Below are 26,853 nucleotides of genomic sequence, written 5' to 3' on the forward strand. Positions count from 1 at the left end.
GTCCGGCAGCAACGGCTCGATCCGCGCCCACTGGGCATCAGTCAACGACACATCAGATCCAACGATCCGATGATCCGAAAGAAACGGCCTAGGCCCGTGGATGCGCCGGGGCTCCGGGCCGCCGGCGCATCCGGTTCGGTCAGGAGCAGGCAAGGACCTGCCAGTCCCGGTCGGCGTACGAGAACAGGAAGTACGCGTACCCACCAGGGGGTGCGCTCTGGCACTGGCTGGTCCGGCCGGGGGCCGGTAGGTAGACCTTGAAGCTGTGCGTGGAACTGCAGCGGTTCTGGACCGTGTAGATGACGTCCGCCGGGCCGCTGCCTCCGCTCACCCCGGCGCGGACACCGCAGAATCCGGGGTCCGCGGAGGCCGTGGTGGCCGGGCCGGCCACGGTGAGGGAGAGGGCGAGTGCTGCGATGCTCATGCCCGCGGCGGCGAACCTGCGGCTGGTGTTCAGCATGAACGGACCTCCCACGAGGTGGAGCTGCCCGCGTAGACATAGGTGCGGTCCCCGTACGGGTCGATGCTTTCGCAGAACGTCGACCGGCCGCTCTCCGGGATGTACACCTTGAAGTTGTGGGCGCTGCCGCACTTGTTGTGCACGCGGTAGGCGAAGTACGGGACGTCACCGCCGTTGATCGGGGTCGGCCCGGCCACCCTGACCCCGCAGAAGCCGGGGTCGGCCGACGCGGTGGTTGCGGGGGCCAGCACGAGGAGTGGTGACGCCAGTGCGGCCGCCAGCAGTGCCTTCCCCAGGCGCTTTCCGAGGGCGGCGGAAGAGGTTCTCATGGCGCTCCCACATGTTCACTGGTGACCGAGGGTGATGCTTCGTGTGCGATGCGGGAATCCTCGCACGGCCGAATGCCGGAGAGCACCCGTCGTTCGGCGGGGGTCGGGGGTGCCGGCCGTCAGGCCGGGTGGGCGCCCACCGCGTCGCGGATCTGCTCGCCGAGGCCGCCGTCGCGGCGGGCGCAGTTGGCGCAGCAGAAGAACTTGCCGGAGACCTCGACGCCGTGGCCGACGATCCGCACCTGGCAGTACTCGCAGCGGGGCGCCAGCTTCTCCATCGCGCACTCGAAGCTGTCGAAGGTGTAGCTGTCTCCGGTGATCGTCCTGATCTCGAAGGCCAGCCAGTAGTCGTTGCCGCAGACCACGCAGACTGCCATGGGATTGCTCCGTCTCCGATGGGGAAGGCGCCCGGCCGGGCTCGGCCGCGCGCTTCCACTGTCGAACCGGGCACCAGGGGCGGCAAGCTCGGGCGGCCGAACGGAGAATGGAGGGGTTACCGGAGGTGGTGGCGATGATCGTCCGGATCTGGGAGGCGCAGGTGGTCCCGCGCCGCAGGGACGAGTTCTGCACCAGGCTGGCCGAGGTGGTGATCCCGGCGCTGGACGGGACCGACGGCTTCGAGGGGGCGGAGCTGATGAGGTCGGTCTCCGAGCTGGACCACCGGGTGCTGGTGGTGACGCGCTGGCGGGACGAGGCGGCACTGCGGGCCTACGCGGGGACGATGTGGCGGATCAGGCCGGTCTGGGCGGAGGGGGAGTTCGGCTTCCTGGAGCACCCGCCGTCCGTGTCGCACTTCGAACACCTGCCGCTGGCCGCCGAGTTGACGGCCCAGCAGCGGTGAGAGCTAGGGGCTACTCCTCGGGCGGGACGGGCGGCGGCGGGCTGAGCCGGGCCAGGCCGCTGCGGGTCGCGGCGACCAGCACCCGGTCGCCGGCCTGCAACCGGTGGCCGCGGTCGGCGAAGTTCCAGAACACCACTCCGGGCCGGCGGGCCAGCCGGACCGCGACCACCCGGACCCCGCCGGCCTCCTCCAGCTCCCAGACCGTCCGCCCGAGCAGGCTGGAGCCCACCCCGTTCTCGCCGCCCTCGGCGGTCAGCTCGGCGAGCAGCAGCACGTGCCGGAAGACCGAGAGGGTGCCGACCACCTCACGCCCCATCAGGGCAGCGGCGAAGCCGGGGGCGGAGAGGTAGGAGACGGAGCGGGAGACCACGTTCCCGAGGGTGGCGTAGACGTGGTGGGCGAACTCGTCGTCGAAGAGCCGGACCACGATGCGGATCTCGGGGTGGATCGCCCGGGCCTCCAGGGCCGCCTCCAGGTTGGCGGCGTCGTCCCTGGTCACCGAGACCACCGCCCGGGCGTGCTGGACCCGGGCCCGGCGCAGCTGTCCGTCCAAGGGGGCGTCACCGAGCAGCACCGGCACGCCGAGTGCCCGCATCGCGGCCACGCCCTGGGACTGCGGGTCGCGCTCCACGCAGACCACCGGCACCCCGGTCTCCCGGAGCATCCCGGCCACCCGGGTGCCAAGGTTGTTCAGCCCGACCACCACCACGTGGTCGCGCAGCCCGGCTCCGGGGCTGCGGGGCAGGCCGCGCCGGCCGGTGGCCAGGGCCTCCACCGCGATGGCGGTGGCCAGGGGTGCGAAGGTGATGCCGCAGAAGGTGACGATCACCTGGGCGGCCCGGGCCCAGGGGCCGCTGCCGTCGCCGGGGGAGTCGCCCGGCCGGTCGGGGTTGGCGGCCCCGGCCACGTCCAGCAGGGTGTAGTAGAGGGCCCAGCCGAGGTGGCCGGTGGACCACCAGATCACCGCCCCGCCCAGCAGTACCGCCCCCAGCGCCACGGTGAGCAGCAGCCGCAGCCGGGCGCTGGTGAAGAACCGCAGGGCGTCCAGCACCCGCCAGCGCAGCCTGCGCCACCAGGGGGTGCGCTGCCGCGGCGGGGTGTTCAGCGCCTGGAGCGCGGCGATCCCGCCGGGCTCGCGCTCGGCCCGCTCGGGTGGCGGCCCGCCCTGGCCCTCGTCGCCGAAGCGGCGGGCCAGCTCGATGAACTCAGCGGCCCGTCCGGCGGTGTCGGGCAGCAGCCGCAGCCGGCTCAGGTCCTGCGGGTCGATCCGGTCGGCGACCACGGTGAGCTGGTTCTCGTGGATCTCCTCGTCGTACGCGACGTAGAGGTAACGGCCGTTGACCTGGACCGAGTTGGGCCGCTCCAGGGCGCCGTCGGCGAAGGCCGGGGCGGCGGTGGCGGAGCCGGAGAGCGAGGTGCAGTTGGGCAGCAGCCGTTCGATGTGCTGGCCGAGCCGCTGGTTGTACATCCGCAGCACGATCCGGATCCCGGGGTTGAGACCCTCGGCGGCCATCGCGGCGTGGATGTTGCCCTGGTCGGTGCCGTCCACCAGGGCGATCCCGTTGGCGTCCGCCACCCCGCAGGCGCGCAGGGTCTCGGCCGAGATGGCGGCGTACTCGTGCACCGCGGCCAGCCCGGGGATCTGGCTGATCCGCGGTCCGTGGTCCTTCGTCAGGTCCGGGACCAGTGCGACCACCGGGACGTCGTAGTGCTCGATCAGCTCGCGGATCAGACGGTGGGCGAGCGCGTTGCCGCCGCACACCAGGTAGTGACTCAACCGGCCCCCCGACCTCGTCCCGCTCCGGCCCAGTGGTGCGGCCCCCGACCCGATCATAACCAGCGAGGTGTCCACCGGATGGCGGTCCGATGGCCGTCCCCCGAACGGCCGTTCCCGTACGGCGCACCGCCCCGGGGAGCGGCAGAGTGGGGACGATCGACACCACTGCCCGTCAGGAGCCGCGCCGTGAACGAGGTCTACCGCCCCACCCCGATCCCCGACGAGGAGCACCCCGGCTTCGAGGGCCCGATCCAGCGGCTGGCCAAGATGGCCTGGCAGGTGCTGCTCGCAGCCGGCGTCGTCTCGCTGGCGCTCGGTGTGATCGTCTTCGTCTGGCCCAAGCAGACCCTGTGGGTGGTGGGGGTGCTGTTCGGGCTCTACCTGGTGGTGATCGGCGTGGTGCAGCTGGTCGCCGCCTTCGGCACGCACGCCACCACGGCGCTGCGGGTGCTGGCGTTCGTCAGCGGGGCGCTCTGCCTGCTGCTGGGGCTGCTCTGCTTCCGCAGCGCGGTGCAGTCGCTGGCGCTGCTGGGGATCTGGATCGGGATCGGCTGGCTGTTCCGCGGCATCACCCAGCTCGCGGCCACCGCCTCCGACCCCCGGATGCCGGCCCGCGGCTGGCAGGTCTTCGGCGGCGTGCTCAACACCCTGGCGGGCGTGCTGCTGATGGTCTGGCCGGTGCACTCGGTGGCGGCCCTGACCGTGCTGGCGGGGGTGTGGCTGCTGGTGCTCGGTGTGATGGAGATCGTCACCGCGCTCCAGGTCCGCCGCCGCTCCAAGGAGATCCCGGCGGGCGTCTGAGGGCGTCGGACCAACGGGACCCCCGGCCGCGGTGGCCGGGGGTCCCGTGCGGTCAGCGGTTCTCGAAGGACGGCTTGCGCTTCTCGGCGAAGGCGGCCATCCCCTCCTTCTGGTCCGCGGTGGCGAACAGGGCGTGGAACAGGCGGCGTTCGAAGCGCACGCCCTCGGCGAGGGTGGTCTCGAAGACCCGGTTCACGCTCTCCTTCATCATCACGGAGGCGGTGGTGGACATCGCCGCGATCGTCTCGGCGGTGGCCAGCGCCTCGGTGAGCAGGTCGGCGGCCGGAACGATCCGGGCCACCAGCCCGGCCCGCTCGGCCTCTTCGGCGCCCATCATCCGGCCGGTGAGGCAGAGGTCCATCGCCTTGGCCTTGCCGATCGCCCGGGTGAGCCGCTGCGAGCCGCCGATGCCGGGGATGACGCCGAGCTTGATCTCCGGCTGGCCGAACTTCGCGGTGTCGGCCGCGATCAGCACGTCACAGAGCATCGCCAACTCGCAGCCGCCGCCCAGCGCGTAGCCCGCGACGGCGGCGATCACCGGCTTGCGCAGCCGGCCCAGCTCGTCCCAGGGGCCCAGCCAGTCCTCCAGGTAGACCGCGGGGAACGCGTTGCCCTGCATCTCCTTGATGTCCGCCCCGGCGGCGAAGGCCTTCTCCGAGCCGGTGATCACGGTGCAGCCGATCTCCGGGTCCCGGTCGAAGGCGGTGGCGGCGGCCACCACCTCCCGCATCAGCTGGTTGTTCAGCGCGTTCAGCGCCTCCGGGCGGTTGAGCGTGATCAGCCCGACCCGCCCCTTCTGCTCCACCAGGATCGTCTGGTACTCGGTCATCCTCGTTGACTCCCTCGGTACGCCTGCGGGTCTCCGGGGACAACCATCCCGAAGAAGGGCGCCGCACACCAGTCTCGCGATCCGAGACGATGATCACGTGTCAGGCGGGCGGTTCAGCGCAGCAGGGTGGCCAGCGGACGGGCCGTCACCTGCGCGGCCGGCCGGGAGACGTACAGCGCCGCGTGGTACCAGCCCTCCTCCTCCAGCCCGGCCGGGTCCAGGCCCGCCTCCACCGCCGCCCGCAGCGCCCCCTCCCGCTCCTCGGGCCCGGTGAAGCGGCGCTGCGGGAAGGTCCCGGCGGCCCGCTCGGTGACCAGGCCGTACTCCGCCAGCACCTCGGCCACCGGCCCGTACGGCACCGCCCGCAGCGCGAAGGCCGCCACCCAGGGTGGGGAGGCGGTGCAGGCCAGCAGGTGGTCGAAGCTGCGCTCGGAGACGTAGCCGACGCCGCCGGTCACCGTCACCAGACCGACGTCGGCCAGCAGCGCGCGCAGCGCGGGGGAGGGCGCGGCCCGCTCCAGGTTCTCCGCGAAGGCGGCGTCCAGCAGCCCGGCCCGCCGGGCGTGGTCGACCGGGCCGGTGGCCACGTCCACGCCGATCACCGGCACCGCCTCGGGCCGCCGCCGGGCGGCGTAGAACTGCCGGTCCCGCAGGGTGAGTTCCTCGGCCGAGAGGGAGTCCAGGGCCGGGTCGGTGTAGCGGTGGTAGAGCTCGGCCAGGGTCAGCTGGTGGTTGAGCAGCGCCGCGTTCACCCCGTACGAGCAGCACAGGTCCACCACCGCCCGGGGCGCCCGGGCGGCGGTCAGCAGCCGGAAGACCCGCTGGGCGTGGTGCGGCGTCAGGTACTCGTACGGGGCCAGCGCCCGGAAGTACCCGCGCGGGTCAGGCCCCGCGTACGCGGCGGCGAAGTCGGCCTTGCCCGGCATCGCGTGACCCGAACTCATGCGGCGGCCTCCCCGGCGGGACGGGACGTGTACACACCCCCAGTCAAGACCGGGCCGCCGCCCGGCGCAACGCACCGCTGCGCCGGGCGGGCGCGCCGGTGCCGTCAGCCGGCCAGGCCGAGCTCGTCGCCGGGGCGCGGGGCGAAGAAGGCGTCGACCTGAGCGTCCGTCACCCCGTCGAGGGTGGCGGGGCTCCACCGCGGGTTGCGGTCCTTGTCGACCACCTGGGCGCGGATGCCCTCGACCAGGTCGGGGGTGGTGAGGGCGGTGCAGGAGATCCGGTACTCCTGGTCGAGGGTCTCGGCCAGCGAGCGGTGGGCGCGGGCGCGGCGCAGCGCGGCCAGGGTGACCTTGAGCATGGTGGGGGACTTGGCCCGGATCTGCTCGGCCGCCTCCTTGGCCTCGGCGGTGCCCTCGGCGTCCAGGCGCTCCAGCACCTCCTCCACCGTGCCGGCGGCGTAGCAGCGGTCGATCCACTCGCGCTGGGCGGCCAGTTCGGCGGCCGGGGCCTCGGCGGCGTGGGCGGCCAGCGCCTCGGCGGGGGTGACCTCGGCGAGGGCGGCGCTGAAGGAGGAGAGCGCCGCGCCCGGCACGAAGTGGTCGGCGAAGCCGCAGAGCAGGGCGTCGCCGGGGCCCATCGAGGCGGCGGTGAGGGCCAGGTGGGTGCCGAGCTCGCCGGGGGCGCGGGCCAGCAGCAGGCTGCCGCCGACGTCCGGCACCAGGCCGATCCTGGTCTCCGGCATGGCCACCGTGGTGCGCTCGCTGACCACCCGGACGCTGCCGTGCACGGAGAGGCCGACCCCGCCGCCCATGGTGATCCCGTCCATCACCGCCACGTAGGGCTTGGGGTAACGGGAGATCAGGTGGTTGGTCAGGTACTCGTCCCGGAAGAAGGCCCGGGCCCCGGCACCGCCGAGCTTGGCGTCGTCGTGCAGCGCGCGGATGTCCGCCCCGGCGCACAGCCCGCGGCCGCCCGCCCCGGTCAGCACCACGGTCTCCACCGCGTCGTCCTGGGCCCACTCGGTCAGCCTGTCGCGGACCGCTAGCAGCATCTGGTGGGTGAGCGCGTTGAGCGCCCGGGGCCGGTTCAGCATGATCCGCCCGGCCCGGCCGTCCCGGGCCATCAGCACATCCGTCGTCGTCGCCATGTGGAGCGCACTCTCCGTTCGTCGTCGTCGTTCCGGTCGCCCCATGGATCATCGCAGGCCCGTGCACATGCCACGGCCCCCGCCCGGAAGACCGGACGGGGGCCGTGGCGGAGGTGCTACGGGACGATGCGGCCGGTGACCTCGCCGAAGGAGATCACGGTGCCGTCGGGGCCCGGGGCGGTGGCGGTGATGGTGACGGTGTCGCCGTCCTCCAGGTAGCTGCGGGTGGTGCCGTCGTCGAGCTTGACGGGCTCCTGGCCGTTCCAGGTGAGCTCGATCAGGGCGCCGCGGGTCTCCGGCTCCGGGCCGGAGACGGTGCCGGAGGCGAACAGGTCACCGGGGCGGACCGAGGCGCCGTTGACGGTCATGTGGGCCAGCATCTGGGCGGCGGTCCAGTACATCCCGGCGAACGGCGGGCGGGAGATCACCTGACCGTTCAGACGGACCGTCAGGGAGATGTCCAGGCCCCAGGGCTCGTCCTCCCGGTCGGCCAGGTAGGGGAGCAGCTCGAAGGTCCGGGCCGGCGGGGCGACCCGGGCCGCCTCCAGGGCGTCCAGCGGGACCACCCACGGGGAGAGCGAGGTGGCGAAGGACTTGCCGAGGAAGGGGCCGAGCGGCACGTACTCCCAGGCCTGGAGGTCGCGCGAGGACCAGTCGTTGAGCAGGCAGACGCCGAAGACGTGCTCGCGGAAGTCGGCCTGGGAGACCGGCTTGCCGAGCTCGGAGCCGGCGCCGACCACGAAGGCCACCTCGGCCTCGATGTCCAGGCGGCGGCTCGGGCCGAAGGACGGCAGCTCGTCGGTGGGGGCCTTGCGCTGGCCGTGCGGGCGGACCACCTCGGTGCCGGAGACCACGATCGAGCCGGAGCGGCCGTGGTAACCGATCGGCAGGTGCTTCCAGTTGGGGGTGAGCGGCTCGGTGCCGGGGCGGAAGATCTTGCCCAGGTTGGTGGCGTGGTGCTCGGAGGCGTAGAAGTCGACGTAGTCGGCCACCTCGAACGGCAGGTGGAGGGTGACCTCCGCCGCCGGGTACAGGTGCGGGGAGAGCGCCGCGCGGTAGGACTCCTCGCTCAGCCAGCGGGTGAGCGCGGCCCGGACCTCGGTCCAGGCCGGACGCCCGGCCGCCAGCAGCGGGTTGAGCGTGTCGGCGTCCAGCAGTACCGACGGGTCCCCGGCGGCCCGGGCGGCGGCGCCGGCGTCCAGCACGAAGTCGCCGACGGCCACGCCGATCCGGCGGCGGCCGGGCTCCTCGGCGGTCGAGAAGACCCCGTACGGCAGGTTGTGCAGGCCGAACGGCGAGTCCTGCGCGGAGGCGAGCCAGCTGGTCAAGACTTCTCCCGGGTGAGCAGGCCGAGCTCGGCCAGGTCGGCGAGCGGCTCGGCGATGGAGCAGGTGCCGAAGGCGGTGAACGACCGTCGGGCGGTGGCGATCTGGGTGTCCGTCAACTGCCGTACCACCTCGGCGAGGCGGCCCCCCGACCGCTCGGCGAGGTGGTCGGCGGCATGGTCCGGGTCGGCGGCGGCGAGCAGCACGTTGAGGAAGCCGTGGTGCTCGAAGCCGGTCTCCGGGTCGGTGTGCCGGACGGCGTTGTGCAGCCCGGCGGTGAGCTTGTACGGGATGCCGCGCTCGGCGCAGCCGGCCAGGAAGGCGGCCAGCTGGGCCTCGGTCGGGAAGGCCTCGGCGGCCAGCCCGCCGGTGCGGAACTTGGCCCGGTGCCGGGTGCCCACCAGCTGGTCGAGCTGCTTGAACAGCAGGTCCCCGTAGGGGAGTTCGAGCGCGGCGACGACGCCCTCGGGCAGCCCCGAGGGCAGCTCGGCGGCGGCCACCTCGACGCCGACGACGTCGAGCCCGGGCACCGGGGTGAAGCGCTCGGTGCCCGGCGCCAGCACCAGGGCGACGGGGAAGTCCGGCCGCAGCGCGGCCAGTTCGCCGGCCCGGCCCGCCCCGCACAGGAACGGGCCGACGGCCTCGGCGTACCAGGCCAGGCGGAGCCCGTGGTGTGCGGGCACCGCCTCGCCCAGCGGAAGGTCTCCCGGCGGGAAGACCGACGCGTCGTCGAAGAGTCCTCGGAACAGCGCGGGCACCGTCACTTGCGGCCCCCCGACCAGCTCCAGGCGTACTTGCCGTCGTCGGTCGCGGTACCGCCCTCGCCGAGCTCCAGCGGGCGGAAGGTGTCCACCATGACCGCCAGCTCGTCGAAGAACTCCGCGCCGATCGAGCGCTCGTACGCGCCCGGCTGCGGTCCGTGGGTGTGGCCGCCCGGGTGCAGCGAGATCGAGCCCTGGCCGATCCCCGAGCCCTTGCGGGCCTCGTAGTTGCCGCCGCAGTAGAACATCACCTCGTCGCTGTCCACGTTGGCGTGGTAGTACGGCACCGGGATGGAGAGCGGGTGGTAGTCCACCTTGCGCGGCACGAAGTTGCAGATCACGAAGTTGTTGCCCTCGAAGACCTGGTGGGACGGCGGCGGCTGGTGGATCCGGCCGGTGATCGGCTCGTAGTCCCTGATGTTCAGCGCGTACGGGTAGAGGCAGCCGTCCCAGCCGACCACGTCGAAGGGGTGGTGCGGCACGGTGTAGCGGGTGCCCACCACGCCCTGCGGGCCGCGGTGCTTGACCAGCACGTCCACCGGGCCGTCGTGCTCGGCCAGCAGCGGGCCGACCGGGCCGCGCAGGTCGCGCTCGCAGTACGGGGCGTGCTCCAGCAGCTGGCCGAAGCGCGAGAGGTAGCGCTTGGGCGGGGTGATGTGGCTGTTCGCCTCGATGCAGTAGGCGCGCAGCGGGGCGTCCCCGGTGGGGACCCAACGGTGCGTGGTGGCACGGGGGATGATGACGTAGTCCCCCTCGCCGACCTCCAGCGAGCCGAACACCGTCTCCAGCACGCCGGTGCCCGACTCCACGTAGACGCACTCGTCGCCGAGCCCGTTGCGGTACAGCTCGCTCGGCGCGCCGGCCGCCACGTAGGAGAGGCGGACGTCGCCGTTGCCGAGCACCAGGCGGCGCCCGGCGACGGCGTCGACGTCCTTCCACTCCTCGCCCGGGAAGAGCTCGTGGAGCTTCAGGTGCCGGGGCAGGAGGGGCAGGTTGGGCACGGTCGACTGGCTCGGCAGGTCCCACGGGGCGGCGTCCAGGATCGCGGACGGGATGCCCTTGTGGTACAGCAGCGAGGAGTCCGAGGAGAACCCCTCCTCACCCATCAACTCCTCGTAGTAGAGCGCCCCTTCGGGTGTGCGGTGCTGGGTGTGCCGCTTCGGCGGGATGCTGCCGAGCTGCCGGTAGTGCGCCATCGTCCTGCTCCTCCTGGGCCGGTCTCAGAGGTTTCCGCGCTTGTCCTGCTCGCGCTCCAGGGACTCGAAGAGCGCCTTGAAGTTGCCCTTCCCGAAGCCCAGCGAACCGTGCCGCTCGATGAACTCGAAGAACACCGTCGGCCGGTCGCCCTGCGGCTTGGTGAAGATCTGCAGCAGGTAGCCGTCCTCGTCACGATCGACCAGGATGCCGCGCTTCTTGAGCTCCTCGACCGGGACGCGCACCTTGCCGATGCGCTCGCGCAGCTCCGGGTCGTCGTAGTACGAGTCCGGGGTGGAGAGGAACTCGACGCCGTTGGCGCGCAGGATGTCCACGGTGGTCAGGATGTCGTTGGTGGCCAGCGCCAGGTGCTGGCAGCCCGGGCCGCCGTAGAACTCCAGGTACTCGTCGATCTGGGACTTCTTCTTGGCGATGGCCGGCTCGTTCAGCGGGAACTTCACCCGGTGGTTGCCGCTGGCGACCACCTTGCTCATCAGGGCGGAGTACTCGGTGGCGATGTCGTCGCCGACGAACTCGGCCATGTTCTCGAAGCCCATGACCCGGTTGTAGAACGCCACCCACTCGTCCATCTTGCCGAGCTCGACGTTGCCCACCGCGTGGTCCAGGGCCTGGAACAGGCGCTTGGGGTGCCCCTCCGGGCGCTGCACCCGGGTCTGCGCGGCGACGAAGCCGGGCAGGTACGGGCCCTGGTAGCGGGAGCGGTCGATCAGGGTGTGCCGGGTCTCGCCGTAGGTGGCGATGGCGGCGCGGCGCACGGTGCCGTTCTCGTCCGAGACGTCGTTCGGCTCCTCCAGCACGGTGGCGCCGGTGGCGCGGGCGTGCGCGATGCACTTGTCCACGTCCGGGACCTCGAGGGCCAGGTCGACCACGCCGTCGCCGTGGCGGCGGTGGTGGTCCAGCAGCGGGCTCTCCGGGGAGACGCCGCCCTTGATGACGAAGCGGCAGGAGCCGGAGCGCAGCACGTAGGCCTTGCGGTCGCGGCGGCCGGTCTCCGGGCCGGAGTAGGCGACCAGCTCCATGCCGAACACGGCCTGGTAGAACTGCGCCGTCTGGGTGGCGTTGCCCACCACGAAGACGACCGCGTCCTGGGCGGTCACCGGGAAGGGGTCACCGGCGGCGTCGTGCTCGACCAGACCCACCAGGCGGCGCAGCTGCTCCGCGTCGAGCCCGGCCTCCAGCTCCTCGGGGGTCAGTTCAACGGCGTTGGTGGTCATGGGTGGTTCCTCCACGTCGAGGCATGCGGTGCGCTGAGCTTGCTCCCGTCCGGTCGGTTGGGCAACAGGTCGCCCGTGGGCTGCACAGTGTGTACAAGGTGGGCAGGGGTCGGCCGGTACGGCTGGACAGATTGCCCAGTGGTGGTCGGTCAGGCTCCCCTTGCCAGGATCTCCAGCACCTCCCGGTCCGAGGTCTGGCCGAAGTCCGCGTAGAACGCGCCGACGGCCCCGAAGCGCTCCGGTTCGTACGGGCAGACCAGTTCGTCCGCCTCCCCGGCCAGCTCGGCCCGCCAGCCGGCCGGGGCCACCGGGACGGCCAACACCAGGAGGGCGGCGCCGCGCTGACGGAGCGTCCGGCAGGCCGCCCGGGCGGTGGAGCCGGTGGCCAGGCCGTCGTCCACCACGACCACGGTGCGTCCGGCCAGCGGCAGCGGCGGGCGGCCGCCCCGGTAGCGGGCGGCCCGGCGGGCCAGCTCGGCGCGCTCGGCCCGCTCCACGGCGGCGAGCTGATCCGGCGTCACCCGGGCGGCGCGGAGCACCTGTTGGTCCAGCACCAGGGCGCCGTCCTCGCCGACCGCGCCCATCGCCAGCTCCGGCTGCCAGGGCACCCCGAGCTTGCGCACCACACAGACGTCCAGCGCGGCCCCCAACGCGGCGGCCACCTCGGCGGCCACCGGCACCCCGCCGCGCGGCAGCCCGGCCACCACCGCACCCGGGCGCGGCCCCAGCGCGGCGGCCAGCCGGCGCCCGGCGTCCCTGCGGTCGGTGAAGTGCACGGTCCCGCCTCCTCCTCCCACCGTACGTCCGCCGGTCCCGGGCACCGGCCGGGACAACGGGGGCCGGATTCCGGGACGACGGGGGCCGGGCTCCGGGACAGGGTGGAGGCGCAGCGCCCGTGCGTCCGGGACGGCAGGCCGGAGACCTTGGAGCTCCGAATCCAGTACGCACCGAGGGAGGCCCACCCGTGGCCGCCAAGACCAACACCCCCGCGCACGGCCTGTTCACCACCGGCGAGCCGATCAGCGCCTGGACGGTCAGCACCGCGCTCCCCGTCACCTACCAGGTGGCCTTCACCCCGCAGATCCTCGGCCCGGCCAACCCCGCGCTGGCCCATGCCGGGGCGCCCGCCGGACGGCGTCTGGTGGTGGTGGAGGAGACCGTGCACCGGCTGTACGGGGACCGGATCCGCGCCTACTTCGAGGCCCGGGGCCTGACGGCCGCGCTCTGCGTGCTGCCGGCCCACGAGCAGGTGAAGACCATGGACTCGGTCTTCCTGGTCGCGGAGCAGATGGACCGCTTCGGCGTCTCCCGCCGGCACGAGCCGGTGATCGCGATGGGCGGCGGCGTGCTGATGGACGTGGTCGGCCTGGCCTGCAGCCTCTACCGGCGCTCCACCCCCTTCGTCCGGGTGCCCACCACCCTGATCGGCCTGGTGGACGCCGGCGTCGGCGCCAAGACCGGGGTCAACTTCGGCCCGCACAAGAACCGGCTCGGCACCTACCACCCGGCGGCGGTCACCCTGCTCGACCCGGCCTTCCTGGCCACCCTGGACCAGCGGCACCTGAGCAACGGGCTGGCCGAGGTGCTCAAGGTCGCGCTGATCAAGGACAAGCGGCTCTTCGAGCTGCTGGACCGCACCGGCGAGCAGCTGATCGAGCAGCGCTTCCAGGGCCCGACCCCCGGCGGGGAGGTGCTGGTGCGGGCGGTGCACGGGATGCTCCAGGAGCTCCAGCCCAACCTCTGGGAGCACCGCCTGGAGCGCTCGATGGACTACGGGCACTCGTTCAGCCCCACCGTCGAGATGCGCGCGCTGCCCGAGCTGCTGCACGGCGAGGCGGTCTGCCTCGACATGGCGCTCACCACCGTGCTCGCCCAGCGGAGGGGACTGGTCGAACGGACCGAGCGGGACCGGGTGCTGACGGTCATGCGCAAGCTGCGGCTGCCGCTCTGGCACCGGCTGCTGGACGCCGCGACGCTGGCCGACGCGCTGGCCGACACCGTCCGGCACCGCGACGGCCGGCAGCGCTTCCCGCTCCCGGTCGGCATCGGGGCCGGCTGCTTCGCCGACGACGTCACGGCCGACGAGATCGCCGCGGCCGCCGCCGAGTTGGAGGAGCTGGCATGCGCAGCGCGGTGATCGTGGCCGACACCCGGGGGCCGGCCGACGTGCACGGTGTGCACGGCACCCACGGGCTCACCCACTGGACCTGCCTGGCCCGCCGGCCCGGCCTGCACGGCGGCTGGGAGGCCGTCGAGTGGGCCAGCCTGCCGCCGGGCGGGGTCAGCGGGGAGCACCTGCACACCAGGACCGAGGAGGTCTACGTCCTCCTCACCGGCCGCGGCGAAGTCACGCTCGACGGCCACCCCCATCCCGTCGAGGCCGGTGACGTCATCCTCACCGGGCTCGGCACCACGCACGGCCTGCGCAACACCGGGGCCGAAGCGCTGGACTGGCTGGTGATCGAAATGCCCGCACCGCACCCCGGCCGACTGCCCGACCGGCACCCCGCCCACCTGCCCCGCCCCCGCACGCCGATCATGCGGCACGCGGTGGTCACCAACCTCCGCCGGGTCGGCCCGATCGACCCCGGGGTGGTGCTCACCGGGCCGCTGGTCCGCCTGGAGGTGGTCCGGCTCGCGCCGGGCGCCCGGGCCGAGCTGGTGGCCGACGGCGTCGAGCACACCGTCTTCGTGACGGCCGGCCGCGGCCGGGCCGCCGCCGGGGACGTCCGGGTCCCGATGGAGCCCGGACGCTCCGTCACCCTCCCGCTCGGCAGCTCGGCGGCCCTCACCGCCGGGCCGGACGGGCTGGAGTACGTCCACGCGGTGCTGCTCGTGGCACCGCCCGCCACCGGAGGCGAACCCGAATGATCGTCAGCGACACCGCGCACGCCGCCGTGCACCTGGGCCCCGGCACCCAGCGGGTCCGCACCCGCTGCCTGGCCCGCCGGGGCATGCTGCACAGCGAGACCGAGGCCGTCGACCACGTCCGGCTCAGCCCCGGCGCCTGCTTCGACCTCACCGGCCGGGGCGGCACCGAGGCCGCCTGGTACGTGCTGCGCGGCCCGGTCGCGCTGCTGGACTGCCCCGAGCAGCCGCTGCGCACCCTGACCGAGGGGGACCTGCTGCTCGCCCCCGAGGGCGGCCGGGTCCACCTGCACGGCGGCCCACTGGGCGCCGAGCTGCTCTGCCTGACCCTCACCCCGGCCGCCGTGAGCGGCCAACTCCCGGCCCGCAAGCCCGACTTGCTGGTCCGCGAGGGCTGACCGACACCGCCTCCCGGGGCCACGGCAGGGCCGGAACGGGACCCCGCGCCCTGCCGCCCGGGACAGCGGGCGGGACATTGTCGAAGCATCGAGACCGAGCAAGGAGCGTCCGAGATGACCAGCACCGCGATCACCGCCCTCCGCCGGGGCCGCGCCGTCGACCCCGGTCGGGTGCTCACCGGACCGCTGCGCGGCGTCGGGCTCTCCTGGCTCGACCCCGGCGAGAGCGTCGAGCTCACCTCCGACGGGGTCGAGCACACGATCTACGTCACCGCCGGCGGTGGTGAGGCCGCCACCGAGGAGACCGAGGTGCCGCTCGCCGAGGGCACCGCCGTCACGCTGCCGCTGGGCGGCCGGCTCGCCCTCACCGCCGGCGAGTCCGGCCTGGAGTACTTCCACGCCGTGCTCGCGGTCCCCACCGACCCGGGAGATGAACCCCGATGATCGTCACCACCGCCTCCGCCTCGGCGATGACCGTGGTCGGCCCCGGCAGCGAGCGCACCCGGGTCTCCACCCTGGCCCGCCGCGACCTGGTCCGGGCCGACTGCGAGTCCTTCGAGCACCTGCGGCTCAGCCCCGGCGCCACCCACGCGCGGACCGGCCGCCGGGAGACCGAGACCGCCTGGTTCGTACTGCGCGGCCCGGTCCTCGCGGACCAGCACCCCGGCGAGGCCCACCACCTGGCCGACACCGGCGACCTGCTGCTGGTCCCGGCCGGCCAGGACCTCACCCTGCGGGCCGGCCCGCTCGGCGCCGAGCTGCTCTGCCTGACGCTCGGCGCGGCCCGGCGGCCCCGGCGCCACCCGCGGCTGCGGAAGGCCGTCCGGCCGTGACCGCCCTCCCCGGCGCCCGCGCCGTCCACCACGTCGCCTACACCGTCCCCGACCTGGAGGAGGCCGTGACCTTCTTCACCGGGCTGCTCGGCGCCGAGCTGGTCTACCGCACCGGCCCGGTCCAGGACCCGGACGGGGACTGGATGGAGCGTCAACTCGGCGTCCATCCGAGGGCGGTGGCGCACATCGCGATGCTGCGCCTGGGCCCGGTCGGCAACCTCGAACTCTTCCAGTACGAGGCCCCGGGCCAGCGTCGCGAGCTCCCGCGCAACAGCGACTGGGGCGGCCACCACCTGGCCATCGCGGTGGCCGACGTGGACGCCGCCGCCGCGTACCTCCGGGCCAACGGCGTGGAGGTGCTCGGCGAACCGGAGACGGTCGCCGAGGGCGGCCCGATCGACGGCGACCGCTGGGTCTACTTCCGCGCCCCCTGGGGCCTCCAGCTGGAGCTGATCGACCTGCCGCGCGGCCTGCCGTACGAGCGGACCACCACCGCCCGGCTCTACCACCCCGACACCGACTGGAGTTGACCGATGATCAGCGCCACCGCCGCGGTGGTCCGCGGCCCCGGGGAGCCCTTCCGGCTCGAACCCGTCCTGCTGGACGAGCCGCGGCCGGACGAGGTGCTGGTCGAGGTGGCCGCCGCCGGGATCTGCCACACCGACCTGAGCGTCCGGGCCGGGCACACCCCCGGCCCGCTGCCGGCCGTGCTCGGCCACGAAGGGGCCGGCACCGTGCGGCGGGTCGGGAGCGCGGTGACGGGCCTGCGGCCCGGCCAGCCGGTGGTGCTGACCTTCACCTCCTGCGGGCGGTGCCCCGACTGCCGCACGGGGCGGCCGGTCCGCTGCGAGCACTGGCCCCGGCTCAACCTGTTCGGCGGGGCCCGCGCGGACGGCAGCCCGACCCTGCGGGCGGCCGACGGCTCGCCGCTGCACGGGCACTTCTTCGGCCAGTCCTCCTTCGCCACCCACTCGCTGGTGACGGAGCGGAACGCGATCCCGGTGCCCGGCGGCCTGCCGCCGGAGCTGCTGGCGCCGTTCGGCTGCGGGGTGCAGACCGGGGCCGGGGCGGTGCTCAACGTGCTGCGCCCGGAGCCGGGTTCGACCCTGGTGGTGTTCGGCGCCGGGGCGGTCGGGCTGGCCGCCCTGCTGGCGGCCCGGCTCACCCCGGCCACCGGGCTGGTCGCGGTGGACGTCCGGCCGGAGCGGCTGGCGCTGGCCCGCGAGCTGGGCGCCACCGCCGTGGTGGACGCCACCGCCGGGGACCCGGTGGCGGCCGTGCGCGAGCTGACCGGCGGCCGGGGCGCCGGGTACGCCCTGGAGACCAGCGGGCAGCCGGCCGTGCTCGGGCAGGCGGTCGGCGCGCTGGCGGCCGGTGGCACCTGCGCGGTGGTGGGCGCCCCGCCCCGGGGGAGCGAGCTGGCCCTGGACGCGGCGGTCCTGCTGGACCGCACGCCGAGGATCGTCGGCGTCAACCAGGGCGCGAGCCTGCCCGGGCGATTCCTGCCCGCGCTGGTGGAGCTGTTCCGGGCCGGCCGGCTGCCGGTGGACCGGCTGGTGCGGGCCTTCCCGTTCGCGGAGGTCGAGCGGGCCGCGGCCGCCGCGGCGGGCGGCGAGGTGGTCAAGCCGGTGCTGGTGATGGGCTGACGCGCCGTCAACCCGGGCCGGCCCGCCAGCATGTCACGCTAAGTCATACATTCACCACTGGTAGTGTCGGCCGGGTGGATGAGCAGCAGAGGGACACCGGTGCCGTGCGTGTACTGATCGTCGATGACCACCCCCTCTTCCGGGAGGGGCTGAAGGCCGCCCTGCAGAGCGCCGAGGGCATCGAGGTGGTGGGCGAGGCCGAGACGGTGGCCGCCGTCCCCGGGGCGGTGGCCGACCTGCTGCCCGACGTGGTGGTGCTCGACCTCTCGCTGCCGGACGGCTCCGGACTGGAGGCGGCCCGGCTGCTGGCCGCCCAGACCCCGACCGCTCCGGTGCTGATGCTGACCATGGCCGACGACGACGGCAGCCTGCTGGCCGCCCTCCAGGCCGGAGCCCGGGGCTACCTGGTCAAGGGCGCGGGGCGGGACGAGGTGCTGCACGCGGTGCGCACCGTCGCGGCGGGCGGCGCGGTCTTCGGCTCCGACATCGCCGCCCGGATCACCGCCCTGCTGGCCGGCACCAAGCTGCGCGAGGCCGGGCAGCTCTTCCCGACCCTGACCGCCCGCGAGGCCGAGGTGCTCAACCTGGTCGCCAAGGGCCTGGACAACCGCCGGATCGCGCGCGAGCTGGTGGTGGCCGAGAAGACCGTGCGCAACCACGTCACCCACATCTTCGAGAAGCTCCACGTGGCCACCCGGGCCGAGGCCGTGGCCCGGGCCCGGGACATGGGCCTGGGCGACGACTGAGCCCGATCAGCAGAGCCTCGCGCCCCCGGTGTGACCACCGGATGTCGGGGCCGGGACGGGACCAGCGGCCCGTGCGACCGGGACAGCGGACGGGGGAGCATGGGCAGCCCCACGTGGGTCACGGGCGAGGAGCACAGCCGATGAGCGAACCTCAGAGCACCAGCACCGCCCGGGCCCTCGCGGTGTCCGGGCTGGCCCTCCTGGCGGCCCTGCTCTGGGCGGGGCTGGCCATCGCCAACCCCGGGCTGGGCTTCGACCAGCAGTACTTCTACGACGGCGGCTGGGTCGCCTTCGGGCTCACCCTGGCGCTCTGCGGCGTGGCGCTGGTGCTCAACCGCAACGCCGTCGGCCTCGGCGTCATGCTGCTGCTCTCCGGGCTGCTGATCCCGGCCGGGGCGGCCGCCGAGCTGGTGACCGGGCTGGCCGAGGCCGGGCCGGCCGCCGTGTGGGCCTCGACCTCGGTGGCCTTCGCCTCCCAGGTCTGCTTCATGGCACTGCTGATCGCGCTGCCGCTCTGGCTGCCGGGCATGCGCCTGCCCGCCCGCGCGCGGTGGGCGCTGCCGGGCGTGCTGCTGCTGGCCCTGCCGATCGGGATGGTCAACGTCTGCCTGAACCCCACCGTCTACGGCCGGACCAACCCGTACGCCGAGAGCTCCCTGTACGCCTGGCTGGACTCCTGGTTCACCCTGGCGGTCTCGTACCACGTGCTGCTCGGCGCCACCTGCCTGACGCTGCTGGTCGCGGCCGTCCGCTGGTACCGCTCGCCCGGGCCGCAGCCCTTCCAGCGCGAGCTGGTCGCCGCCTACCTGCTGTGGAACGTGCTGGTCACCGTCCCGTACTACGTCGACTTCCAGGCCGACTGGCTGGTGTACGCCACCTTCCTGGCCGGGGTGGTGGCCTGGGCCCTGGTGCCGGCCGCCGCCTTCCGGCGGGACCACTCGCTCGCCCTGGACCGGGCCACCCGCCGCTACCTGGTCGGGTACGCCTTCGGCACGCTGCTCTTCGTGGTGGTCACGGCCGCCGCCGTGCTGGCCCAGCTGCTGCTGCCCGGCGGCTCGGCCGGTGCCCGCTGGGCCCTGCTGATCAGCGTCGGCGCGCTCGGCGCCCTGCTCCAGCCGGCGGCCCACTCCATGACCCGGCTGGTCGACCGCTACTACTACGGCGAGCGGGCCCAGCCCTACCAGCTGGCGCGCGGTCTGGCCGAGCGGATGAGCCACACCGTCAGCCCCGCCGAGGCGCCGCCGCTGCTCTGCCGGACGGTGGTGGAGGCGCTCGGCCTGCCCGGGGCCCTGGTCCAGGTGGAGACCAGGGCCGGGGCGCGTGAGCTGGCCCGGCTGGGGAGCCCCGGCCCGTCCGCCGAGAGCTTCCCGCTGAGCTACGAGGGCGCGGTGATCGGGCAGTTGACGGTCTCTCCGCGCTCGGGCCAGCGCGAGCTGGACCGGCAGGACCGCGAGGTGCTCCGGCTGCTGGCCGACCAGGCCTCGCCCTCGATCGCCGCGATCGGCCTGTACGAGGACCTCCAGGACAGCCGCAAGCGGATCGTACTGGCCCGGGAGGAGGAGCGGCGGCGGCTGCGGCACGACCTGCACGACGGGCTCGGCCCGGCGCTCTCCGGCCTGCGGCTCCAGGTGGACGCGGCGCAGACCGGTGTGCCGCCCGGCTCGACGGTGGCCGACTCGCTCACCGCCGCCTCAGCCGGGATCGGCGGTGCGATCACCGAACTGCGCCGGATCACCGACGGGTTGGCGCCCGCCGCGCTGGACGGCGAGGGCCTGTCCGGGGCGCTGCGCGGGCTGGCCGACGGGCTGGGCCACCGCGCCCTGCGGGTCACCCTGGACCTGGATCCGGACCCGCTGCCACCGCTGCCGGCCGCCGTCGAGGTGGCGCTCTACCGGATCAGCGGTGAGGCGCTGAACAACGTGGTGCGCCACTCCGGGGCCTCCTCGGTCCGGCTCAGCCTGCGGGTCGGCCCCGAGGAGGTCACCGTCGAGGCGGCGGACGACGGCGCGGGATTCCCGGCCCACCACTCGATCGCCGGGGTCGGCCTGCGGTCGATGGCCGAGCGGGCCGAGGAGCTGGGCGGCACCTTCACGGCCGTGAACGACTCCGGCGGCGCCCGGGTCCGCGCGGTCTTCCCGCGGGCCCAGGTCTGAGCGCTCCCGGCGGGCTTCCGGGACCTCGCGGGGACCAGCGGCCCATGCGGACGGGACCGTTCCGGGCGCAGGGTGGTGGAGGACCCGCTCCCCGGCGGGCCGCCACACCGGAGGCGATCGCATGACCACCGTGAAGACCCTGCCGATCCCCGGGCCGCGTCCCGTGCCGGGCACGTACGCGCCGGGCAGCGACGCGCCGCTGCGGATCACCTGTCGGCCGGGCATCCCGCGCCGCCCGCACAAGCCCAAGCCGGAGGGGGAGCCCAAGCCGGACGACGAGCCCAAGCCGGACGAGGAACCCGAAGTGCGCTGAGCGCGCGCTCCGGGACCCACTGGGAGCAGTACCGAGCGGCCCGGCCGGGCACCCCCGGCCGGGCCCTTCCGCGCGCTCATGGCGCGCGCAGCACCAGCTCGGCGAAGCGGTCCGGCCGGGAGAGGTTGAGGAAGTGGTCGGCCCCGGCCACCGTGACCAGCTCCGCGCCGGGCACGCCGGCGGCGATCCGGGCGGCACAGCGGTGGGTGTACGGGAGGTCGTGCTCGCCGACCGCGGCCAGGGTCGGCGCCGTCACCTCGGCCAGGTGGGCGACGCCGGGGCGGGCGGGCTCCAGCGGCTCGGCGGGGGTGCCGAGCAGGAAGTCGGGGGAGTCGGCGTAGAGCCGGGCCAGCCGCAGCCGCTGGGCCGGGGTCGCCCGCGGTGCCCAGACGTCGAGGTCGGCCAGCGCGGCCGCCTGCTGGTCGCCCCGCCGCACCGCCTCCGCGCGCGGCGCCAGGGCGGTCAACACGGCCTCCAGGTCGGCCTGTTCGGCCGGGTCGGGGTCGGGCAGGTGCAGCGCGCAGCCGACCAGCACCAGGCGCTCGACCCGCTCGGGGTGGGCGAGGGCGAAGTCCAGCGCCTTGCGGCCGCCGTCGGAGGAGCCGGCCAGGGTGGCCCGCTCGATCCCATGGGCGTCCAGGACCGCCAGCAGGTCGGCGGTGAAGGACCAGGGCACGGTGGCCCGGGCGGAGCGGGGCCCGACCGAGCGGTCGTCGTACCTGGTCACCCGGCGGTGCGGGAGGAGTGCGGGGAGGTTGCCCTCCCACATCCGCAGGTCCACCGAGCCGGCGTTGAGCAGCACCAGGTCCGGGCCCGTCCCGGCCCGGGTGCTGAAGAGCTGGCCGCCGGGGACCGGGACCACCAGGTCCTGAGGGGTCGTCAAAGGGGGCTCCGTTCGGAAGGGTCGGCCGTGGGCCGGACCAGCTGAACAGAGCCCCCGGGGCGGGTGCCAGTGAATTGGCGGTCAGTGGTGGTGGCCGCCCATGTCGCCCATGCTCGGGTCGAGCGCCATCACGGCCATCGGGGAGACGGTGAAGGGCCGCATCATGCCGTCGTCCTCGTGGTCGAGGATGTGGCAGTGGTACATGTACTTGCCGGTGGCGCCGGTGAACTGCCCGGCGATCCGGACGAGTTCGCCGGGGGCGACGGTGACGGTGTCCTTCCAGCCCTGCTCGGCGGGCTCGATCACCGAGGGCGTGCCCCAGGTGACCGGCTTGCCGACCGGGGTGCCGCCGGCCGCCCGGTCCATGGTGGTGATGTCGCAGGCGGCCCGGGTGAGGATCTGGAACTGGATCAGGTGGACGTGCACCGGGTGGAGCGCCCTCGGCCCCAGGTTGACGACGGTCCACTGCTCCCAGGCGTCCTCCATGATCCGCCAGTTCAGCCGGTCGTTGAACTCCCGTGCGACGCGCCGGTACGTCCGCTCCGCCTGGCCGTCCTGGCGCAGCTGGACCAGGCCGTCCACGACGGTGCCGGGCGGCGGCACCTCGGCGGCGGGCACCTCCTCCATCTCCCAGAACTCGAACATGTTCTGCGGGGTCTGGTGGATCATCAGCATCCGGTGCCCGTGGTCGTGCGGGATGTCGTCGTGGCTGAGCCGCCGGAACGTGGGCGAGAGCACCGCCGGCAGGGCGAACGGCTCCTCGCAGTCGGCCCGTTCGGCGACCCGGAACTCCATCACCTCGGGGTCGGGCAGCCGTTTCGCCGGGTCCGGCACGCCGACCGGGTCGTCCTCGCCGATCCGCTCGCCCTCGGCGGGCGCCGGGGCGGAGTTGACCAGCCGCAGGGTGCGGCCGCCCAGGGCGGTGAAGTCGACCAGCAGGTCGGCCCGTTCGGCCGGGGCCAGGCTCAGGCCGGTGCCGCCGACCGGCACGGGCGTGCCGAACAGGCCCGCGTCGCTGCCGATCTGCCAGACCACCCCCGGCACCCGCCGGTTCTCCTGGTCCACCAGGTGCAGCCGGAAGGGGCGGGAGTTGGCGGCGTTCAGCACCCGGAAGCGGTACCAGCGCGGCTGCACCGCGTGGTGCGGCCAGATCACGCCGTTGACCAGGGTGTAGCGGCCGCAGAAGGGCAGCGGGCCGACGGTCTTGTGCAGCAGCTGCCCGGTCGGGGCGCCGTCGGGGCCGGTGGCGAAGTTGCGGTCGCAGAGCACCAGCGGCACCTCGAACTCGCCGGAGGGGAGCCGCAGCCGCTCCTCCTCCTCGTCCCGCACCAGGTACATCCCGGCCAGGCCGGCCAGCACGTTGAGCCGGGTGACGCCCATCGCGTGGTCGTGGTACCAGAGCGTCATCGAGGCCTGGTCGTTCGGGTACTCGGAGAGCTGGGAGCGGCCGGTGTGCACCGCGTTGTCCGTCCAGCCGTCGTGGCCGCCGTCGGTGACGGCGCCGTGCAGGTGGACCACCAGCCAGGGCGGCAGCTCCGGGCCGGCGGGGTTCAGCAGCGCCGGGTCGATGCCGGGCTCGTTCTCGGCCGGGGGCAGGGTGACCTCGGGCAGGTGGCCGACCAGGGCCGGGTACCGGGTGCTGACCCGGTTCTGCCAGTCCACCCGGAGCCGCTCGCCGCGCCGGACCTCGATGGTCGGGCCGGGGAAGGTGCCCTCGTAGGTCCACATCGGGGTGGGCGGCAGCTGGGAGTGCAGCCGCACCTCGGCGGAGACCTGGCGGACGGTCAGCTCCCCGTCGGGGCCCGGGCGGAGCACCTCGGGGATGCGCAGCGGGTCGAGGAACTTGGTCAGGTCGGCGGTCGGGGGAGGGGTGGTCTCGGGCACGGGTGGCCTCCGCGTCGGTCGGTGTACGTCCCAGCCTGGCGGCCCGACGGTCCCGGTCGCATGAGGCAGCGGTCCCGGGCCGTCCCGTGTCACCGGTGTTGCCGACCCGTGTCAACTCGCGGCGCTCCGTGGGCGGACGGCCCTTGGGCCGTCAGGAACCGTTCCGGGAGCGGTGGTTGAACCCCTTGACGCGCTCTTGCCCTTCACCCAATCATCATGGGCACGTCAGCACACCCTCGCCGACCGGACACCCGGCCCGGCGGGCCCCGTACGTTCCGTTCTGCCCCACCAGAATCTGGAGCTCCCCTTGTCCCAGCATGCCGAGCAGCGTGCCCAGCGGCGATCCCGCCCGCACCGCTCCGCCCTCGTGACCGCCGCCGCCCTCGCCCTCACTGCGGGCTTCGCGGCACCCGCCGCCCTGGCAGAGGCCGCCCCGGCGCCCGCGCCGGCCGCGGCCGCCCTGGCCGCGGCGCCGGACATCCCGGTGGCCAACGTCAAGGCGCACATCAACCAGCTCCAGTCCATCGCCACCGCCAACGGCGGCAACCGCGCCCACGGGCGGCCCGGGTTCAAGGCCTCGCTCGACTACGTGAAGGGCAAGCTGGACGCGGCCGGCTTCACCACCACCGTGCAGACCTTCACCAGCAGCGGCGCCACCGGCTACAACCTGATCGCCGACTGGCCGGGCGGCGACGCCAACCACGTGGTGATGACCGGCGCCCACCTGGACTCGGTGACGGCCGGCCCCGGCATCAACGACAACGGCTCCGGCACGGCCGGCGTCCTGGAGGCCGCGCTGGCCGTCTCCCGGGCCGGCCTGCAGCCCACCAAGCACCTGCGGTTCGGCTGGTGGGGGGCGGAGGAGCTCGGCATGATCGGCTCCAAGTACTACGTCAACAACCTGCCCACCGCCGAGCGGGCGAAGATCGACGCCTACATGAACTTCGACATGATCGGCTCGCCGAACCCGGGCTACTTCGTCTACGACGACGACCCCAAGCTCGAAGGCGTGCTGAAGAACTACTTCGCGAGCGTCAACGTCCCCACCGAGATCGAGACCAACGGCGACGGCCGCTCCGACCACGCCCCGTTCAAGAACGTCGGCATCAAGGTCGGCGGTCTCTACACCGGCGGCGACGAGATCAAGACGGCCGCCCAGGCGACCAAGTGGGGCGGCACCTCGGGCCGGGCCTTCGACGCCTGCTACCACGCCTCCTGCGACACCAGCGCCAACATCAGCGACACCTCGCTGGACCGCGGCGCCGACTCCATCGCCTACGCCGTCTGGGCCCTGGGCACCGAGGCCCCGCCGCTGCCCGGCACCGTCTTCGAGAACACCGCCGACGTGCAGATCCCCGACAACGGCGCGGCGGTCACCTCCTCGGTCACCGTCAGCGGCATCACCGGCAACGCCCCCGCCACCCTCAAGGTCAGCGTGGACATCAAGCACACCTACCGCGGTGACCTGGTGCTCGACCTGGTCGCCCCGGACGGCTCCGCCTACCGCCTGAAGAACTCCAGCACCAGCGACTCGGCCGACAACGTGATCGCCGACTACACCGTGAACGCCTCCAGCGAGGTCGCCAACGGCGTCTGGAAGCTCAAGGTCCAGGACGTGGCCGCGCAGGACACCGGCTACATCAACAGCTGGAAGCTGACCTTCTGAGCGGACCCGACGGTCCCTGAGGCCGTGGAGGACAGGTGAGAGGTGCGGGCCCCGGGGCGTGAAAGCCGGGGCCCGCACCCGCAGTTGGGGCGCTGGTCGGTGCGCCGTTACGGCCGCATCTCGTACGCGCCGGAGAGCGCCTCGACCCGGGCCCAGACCTTGGCGTCGCGGTCGGCGTCCGCCACCGGACGGCGCACCTGGGTGAGCGCCCAGGCGGCCTGCTCCTCGCTGGTGGAGGTCTTGCCGTGCAGCTCGGTGGCGTGCGCGGAGAAGTCCCGGACCAGGAAGTCGAAGATCCCGTCCAGCACGTCCGCCTCGGTGCCGGTCAACTCGGCCTGCTCCAGCACCAGGTGGCCGTAGACCACCAGCGCGAAGAGCTGGCCGATCTCCAGCAGGAAGTCCAGGTCCTGCGCCTGCTCGGCGGTCGGCGCGTGCTGCAGCAGCAGCGCGCACAGGCCGTCGGCCTGCTCGCGGAAGCGGGCCACGTTCGGCAGGTGGGCGTGCGCGTCGTAGGCGGTCCGCCAGTCGTGGAAGCGGATCGCGCCCAGGCCGCGGGCCGGGCCCTGGCGGAACAGGAACTCGTCGTCCGCCGCGTCCAGCCGGCTCGGCACCGGGGCGTAGTCGGTGGGCGCGAACAGGTAGTTGGCCATGAACTTGAGGATCAGCGCCAGGTTGACGTGGACCGTGCCCTCCAGCTTCGGCAGGCCGCGGATGTCCTTCGCGGCCTTGTCGAAGTAGGTGTCCGCCTCGAAGCCCTTGGCCGCGATGACGTCCCACATCAGGTCGATGACCTTCTCGCCCTCGGTGGTGACCTTCATCTTGGTCATCGGGTTGAAGAGCAGGTAACGGCGGTCGTCGGGGGAGGCGGTGCGGAAGTAGTCCACCGCGCGGGCGCTGAACAGCTTCATCGCGTTCAGGCGCAGGAAGGCGTCGGCCAACTCCCGGCGCACGTGCGGGAAGTCGGTCACCTTGCGGCCGTAGAGCACCCGGTTGTGGGCGTGCGTGACGGCCTCGTACATCGCGTGCTCGCAGATGCCGACCGAGGCGGTGCAGAGGTTGAACTTGCCGACGTTCACCGTGTTCAGCGCGGCGTCGAAGGCGGCCTTGCCGGTGTGCAGCACGTCCTCGGCCCGGACGGGGTACTCCTCCAGGCGGAACTCGGAGACGTACATCTGCGCGTTCACCACGTTCTTGACGAGGTGGTAGGAGGGGTGGCGGCTGTCGACCGCGAAGAAGACGTAGCCCTCCGGGCCCTCCACGTCCGAGCGGCGGCCGAAGACCGAGACCAGGCCGGCCACGTTGCCGTTGCCGATGTAGTACTTCGGGCCGGTTGCGGTGAAGCCGCCGTCCTCGGTGGGGGTGAGGATCATGTCGGTGGAGTAGATGTCCGCGCCGTGGCTGCGCTCGGACAGCCCGAAGGCCATCACGTGACCCTCCGTCAGCAGCTGCGCGGCGCGGGCCCGGACGGCCTCGTTCTCGCTCTGCCAGACCGGACCGAGGCCGAGGATGGTGACCTGCCAGGTGTACCAGTAGCCGAGGCCGTAGAAGCCGAGGATCTCGTTCAGCTCGGCGATCCGCGCGGTGTCCCAGCGCTTGTCGGCGTCGGCGCTGCTCGGGGTCAGGAACTCCGCGAACAGGCCCTCCTTGGCCGCGAACTCCAGGAAGTCCCCGTACCAGGCGCGGTCGATGTAGGTGTCGATCAGCGCCTTCTTGCCGCGCGACTCGAACCAGTCCACGGTGGCGCGCAGCAGCCGGCGGGTGGTGTCGTCGAACTGCTTCGGGTCGTACGTGCTCGGGTTGAACAGCATGTGAAGTCCTG

Annotated in this window: 27 protein-coding genes and 1 pseudogene; 13 read left to right on the forward strand and 15 right to left on the reverse strand. The window is 73.6% G+C overall.

The genetic code is table 11. The annotated features are described in order from the left end of the window. Positions 1-139 precede the first annotated feature (139 nt). From ACWCYY_RS00005 to ACWCYY_RS00015, 3 genes are all read right to left on the reverse strand, one after another. Positions 140-460: a hypothetical protein gene (locus tag ACWCYY_RS00005; RefSeq protein WP_449794582.1), complete on the reverse strand. Its 321-nt coding sequence runs from the start codon at positions 458-460 to the stop codon at positions 140-142. Further along, entirely contained in the window at positions 454-789 is a 336-nt protein-coding gene (locus ACWCYY_RS00010) for a hypothetical protein (RefSeq protein ID WP_449794583.1), read from the reverse strand. Before ACWCYY_RS00010 ends, ACWCYY_RS00005 begins: the two co-directional genes overlap by 7 nt. Positions 790-908: 119 nt before the next feature. Next, positions 909-1,166: a Prokaryotic metallothionein gene (locus ACWCYY_RS00015; RefSeq protein WP_345279311.1), complete on the reverse strand. Its 258-nt coding sequence runs from the start codon at positions 1,164-1,166 to the stop codon at positions 909-911. Positions 1,167-1,300: 134 nt separating this feature from the next. Between ACWCYY_RS00015 and ACWCYY_RS00020 the strand changes: the two genes are divergently transcribed. Beyond that, positions 1,301-1,630: an antibiotic biosynthesis monooxygenase family protein gene (locus ACWCYY_RS00020; protein ID WP_449794584.1), complete on the forward strand. Its 330-nt coding sequence runs from the start codon at positions 1,301-1,303 to the stop codon at positions 1,628-1,630. A gap of 10 nt (positions 1,631-1,640) precedes the next feature. Here the strand turns inward: ACWCYY_RS00020 and ACWCYY_RS00025 are convergent, their stop codons facing one another. Beyond that, positions 1,641-3,407, reverse strand: a complete 1,767-nt coding sequence (locus ACWCYY_RS00025) for an NAD-binding protein (protein WP_449794585.1) — start codon at positions 3,405-3,407, stop codon at positions 1,641-1,643. A 186-nt stretch (positions 3,408-3,593) separates the two neighbouring features. Between ACWCYY_RS00025 and ACWCYY_RS00030 the strand changes: the two genes are divergently transcribed. Beyond that, the gene (locus ACWCYY_RS00030; RefSeq protein WP_345279303.1) at positions 3,594-4,208 is read left to right on the forward strand and encodes an HdeD family acid-resistance protein; all 615 of its coding nucleotides are present in this window, start codon (positions 3,594-3,596) and stop codon (positions 4,206-4,208) included. Between the two features lie 52 nt (positions 4,209-4,260). Here the strand turns inward: ACWCYY_RS00030 and ACWCYY_RS00035 are convergent, their stop codons facing one another. The 8 genes and pseudogenes from ACWCYY_RS00035 to ACWCYY_RS00070 all read right to left on the reverse strand — a co-directional run. Further along, on the reverse strand, positions 4,261-5,037 hold the full coding sequence (locus ACWCYY_RS00035; RefSeq protein WP_345279301.1) for an enoyl-CoA hydratase: 777 nt from the start codon (positions 5,035-5,037) through the stop codon (positions 4,261-4,263). Positions 5,038-5,150: 113 nt separating this feature from the next. After that, positions 5,151-5,981 (reverse strand): hypothetical protein, encoded by an 831-nt coding sequence (locus tag ACWCYY_RS00040; RefSeq protein WP_449794586.1) that lies wholly within the window; start codon positions 5,979-5,981, stop codon positions 5,151-5,153. A gap of 104 nt (positions 5,982-6,085) precedes the next feature. Beyond that, on the reverse strand, positions 6,086-7,129 hold the full coding sequence (locus tag ACWCYY_RS00045) for an enoyl-CoA hydratase/isomerase family protein (RefSeq protein WP_449794587.1): 1,044 nt from the start codon (positions 7,127-7,129) through the stop codon (positions 6,086-6,088). Positions 7,130-7,245: 116 nt separating this feature from the next. Then, positions 7,246-8,457: a fumarylacetoacetase gene (gene fahA / locus ACWCYY_RS00050; RefSeq protein WP_449794588.1), complete on the reverse strand. Its 1,212-nt coding sequence runs from the start codon at positions 8,455-8,457 to the stop codon at positions 7,246-7,248. Beyond that, positions 8,454-9,218 (reverse strand): hypothetical protein, encoded by a 765-nt coding sequence (locus ACWCYY_RS00055; protein ID WP_449794589.1) that lies wholly within the window; start codon positions 9,216-9,218, stop codon positions 8,454-8,456. The genes fahA and ACWCYY_RS00055 overlap by 4 nt, the downstream gene beginning before the upstream one ends. Beyond that, positions 9,215-10,411 (reverse strand): homogentisate 1,2-dioxygenase, encoded by a 1,197-nt coding sequence (locus ACWCYY_RS00060; protein ID WP_345279291.1) that lies wholly within the window; start codon positions 10,409-10,411, stop codon positions 9,215-9,217. Before ACWCYY_RS00060 ends, ACWCYY_RS00055 begins: the two co-directional genes overlap by 4 nt. A gap of 24 nt (positions 10,412-10,435) precedes the next feature. After that, on the reverse strand, positions 10,436-11,572 hold the full coding sequence (gene hppD / locus ACWCYY_RS00065; protein WP_380150549.1) for a 4-hydroxyphenylpyruvate dioxygenase: 1,137 nt from the start codon (positions 11,570-11,572) through the stop codon (positions 10,436-10,438). Between the two features lie 224 nt (positions 11,573-11,796). Continuing rightward, positions 11,797-12,420, reverse strand: a pseudogene (locus ACWCYY_RS00070) (phosphoribosyltransferase); the annotation flags it as partial. Between the two features lie 188 nt (positions 12,421-12,608). Between ACWCYY_RS00070 and ACWCYY_RS00075 the strand changes: the two are divergent. The 10 genes from ACWCYY_RS00075 (at position 12,609) to ACWCYY_RS00120 (ending at position 20,601) form a co-directional block, all read left to right on the forward strand. Further along, on the forward strand, positions 12,609-13,781 hold the full coding sequence (locus tag ACWCYY_RS00075; RefSeq protein ID WP_449794590.1) for a sedoheptulose 7-phosphate cyclase: 1,173 nt from the start codon (positions 12,609-12,611) through the stop codon (positions 13,779-13,781). Beyond that, positions 13,766-14,515 carry a cupin domain-containing protein gene (locus tag ACWCYY_RS00080; RefSeq protein WP_345279285.1) on the forward strand — a complete coding sequence of 250 codons (750 nt, stop codon included), beginning with the start codon at positions 13,766-13,768 and terminating at the stop codon, positions 14,513-14,515. The genes ACWCYY_RS00075 and ACWCYY_RS00080 overlap by 16 nt, the downstream gene beginning before the upstream one ends. After that, on the forward strand, positions 14,512-14,910 hold the full coding sequence (locus ACWCYY_RS00085) for a hypothetical protein (RefSeq protein ID WP_449794591.1): 399 nt from the start codon (positions 14,512-14,514) through the stop codon (positions 14,908-14,910). The genes ACWCYY_RS00080 and ACWCYY_RS00085 overlap by 4 nt, the downstream gene beginning before the upstream one ends. A gap of 114 nt (positions 14,911-15,024) precedes the next feature. Next, entirely contained in the window at positions 15,025-15,354 is a 330-nt protein-coding gene (locus tag ACWCYY_RS00090) for a hypothetical protein (RefSeq protein WP_449794592.1), read from the forward strand. Further along, positions 15,351-15,743, forward strand: a complete 393-nt coding sequence (locus ACWCYY_RS00095) for a hypothetical protein (protein WP_449794593.1) — start codon at positions 15,351-15,353, stop codon at positions 15,741-15,743. Before ACWCYY_RS00090 ends, ACWCYY_RS00095 begins: the two co-directional genes overlap by 4 nt. After that, positions 15,740-16,273 carry a VOC family protein gene (locus ACWCYY_RS00100; protein ID WP_380150533.1) on the forward strand — a complete coding sequence of 178 codons (534 nt, stop codon included), beginning with the start codon at positions 15,740-15,742 and terminating at the stop codon, positions 16,271-16,273. Before ACWCYY_RS00095 ends, ACWCYY_RS00100 begins: the two co-directional genes overlap by 4 nt. A 3-nt stretch (positions 16,274-16,276) precedes the next feature. Continuing rightward, positions 16,277-17,389, forward strand: a complete 1,113-nt coding sequence (locus tag ACWCYY_RS00105; protein ID WP_449794594.1) for an NAD(P)-dependent alcohol dehydrogenase — start codon at positions 16,277-16,279, stop codon at positions 17,387-17,389. Positions 17,390-17,463: 74 nt separating this feature from the next. Beyond that, positions 17,464-18,135, forward strand: a complete 672-nt coding sequence (locus ACWCYY_RS00110; RefSeq protein ID WP_449794595.1) for a response regulator — start codon at positions 17,464-17,466, stop codon at positions 18,133-18,135. A 140-nt stretch (positions 18,136-18,275) separates the two neighbouring features. Continuing rightward, on the forward strand, positions 18,276-20,288 hold the full coding sequence (locus ACWCYY_RS00115; RefSeq protein ID WP_449794596.1) for a sensor histidine kinase: 2,013 nt from the start codon (positions 18,276-18,278) through the stop codon (positions 20,286-20,288). A gap of 121 nt (positions 20,289-20,409) precedes the next feature. Further along, positions 20,410-20,601 carry a hypothetical protein gene (locus tag ACWCYY_RS00120; RefSeq protein WP_345279273.1) on the forward strand — a complete coding sequence of 64 codons (192 nt, stop codon included), beginning with the start codon at positions 20,410-20,412 and terminating at the stop codon, positions 20,599-20,601. Between the two features lie 76 nt (positions 20,602-20,677). Here ACWCYY_RS00120 and ACWCYY_RS00125 read toward each other — a convergent pair whose 3' ends face one another. Together ACWCYY_RS00125 and ACWCYY_RS00130 are read right to left on the reverse strand one after the other, a co-directional pair. Beyond that, a complete protein-coding gene (locus ACWCYY_RS00125; RefSeq protein WP_449794597.1) occupies positions 20,678-21,484 on the reverse strand; it encodes an alpha/beta fold hydrolase in 807 nt (268 codons plus the stop codon). A gap of 81 nt (positions 21,485-21,565) precedes the next feature. Then, a complete protein-coding gene (locus ACWCYY_RS00130) occupies positions 21,566-23,368 on the reverse strand; it encodes a multicopper oxidase family protein (RefSeq protein WP_449794598.1) in 1,803 nt (600 codons plus the stop codon). Between the two features lie 307 nt (positions 23,369-23,675). On the opposite strand from ACWCYY_RS00130, the gene ACWCYY_RS00135 reads away from it, so the two are divergent. Further along, positions 23,676-25,034, forward strand: coding sequence for a M28 family metallopeptidase (locus tag ACWCYY_RS00135; RefSeq protein WP_380150530.1), 1,359 nt, complete (start codon positions 23,676-23,678; stop codon positions 25,032-25,034). A 107-nt stretch (positions 25,035-25,141) separates the two neighbouring features. Here ACWCYY_RS00135 and ACWCYY_RS00140 read toward each other — a convergent pair whose 3' ends face one another. Continuing rightward, entirely contained in the window at positions 25,142-26,842 is a 1,701-nt protein-coding gene (locus ACWCYY_RS00140; RefSeq protein ID WP_345279267.1) for an acyl-CoA dehydrogenase family protein, read from the reverse strand. Positions 26,843-26,853: the final 11 nt, after the last annotated feature.

This window comes from Kitasatospora sp. NPDC001664, assembly GCF_053596675.1.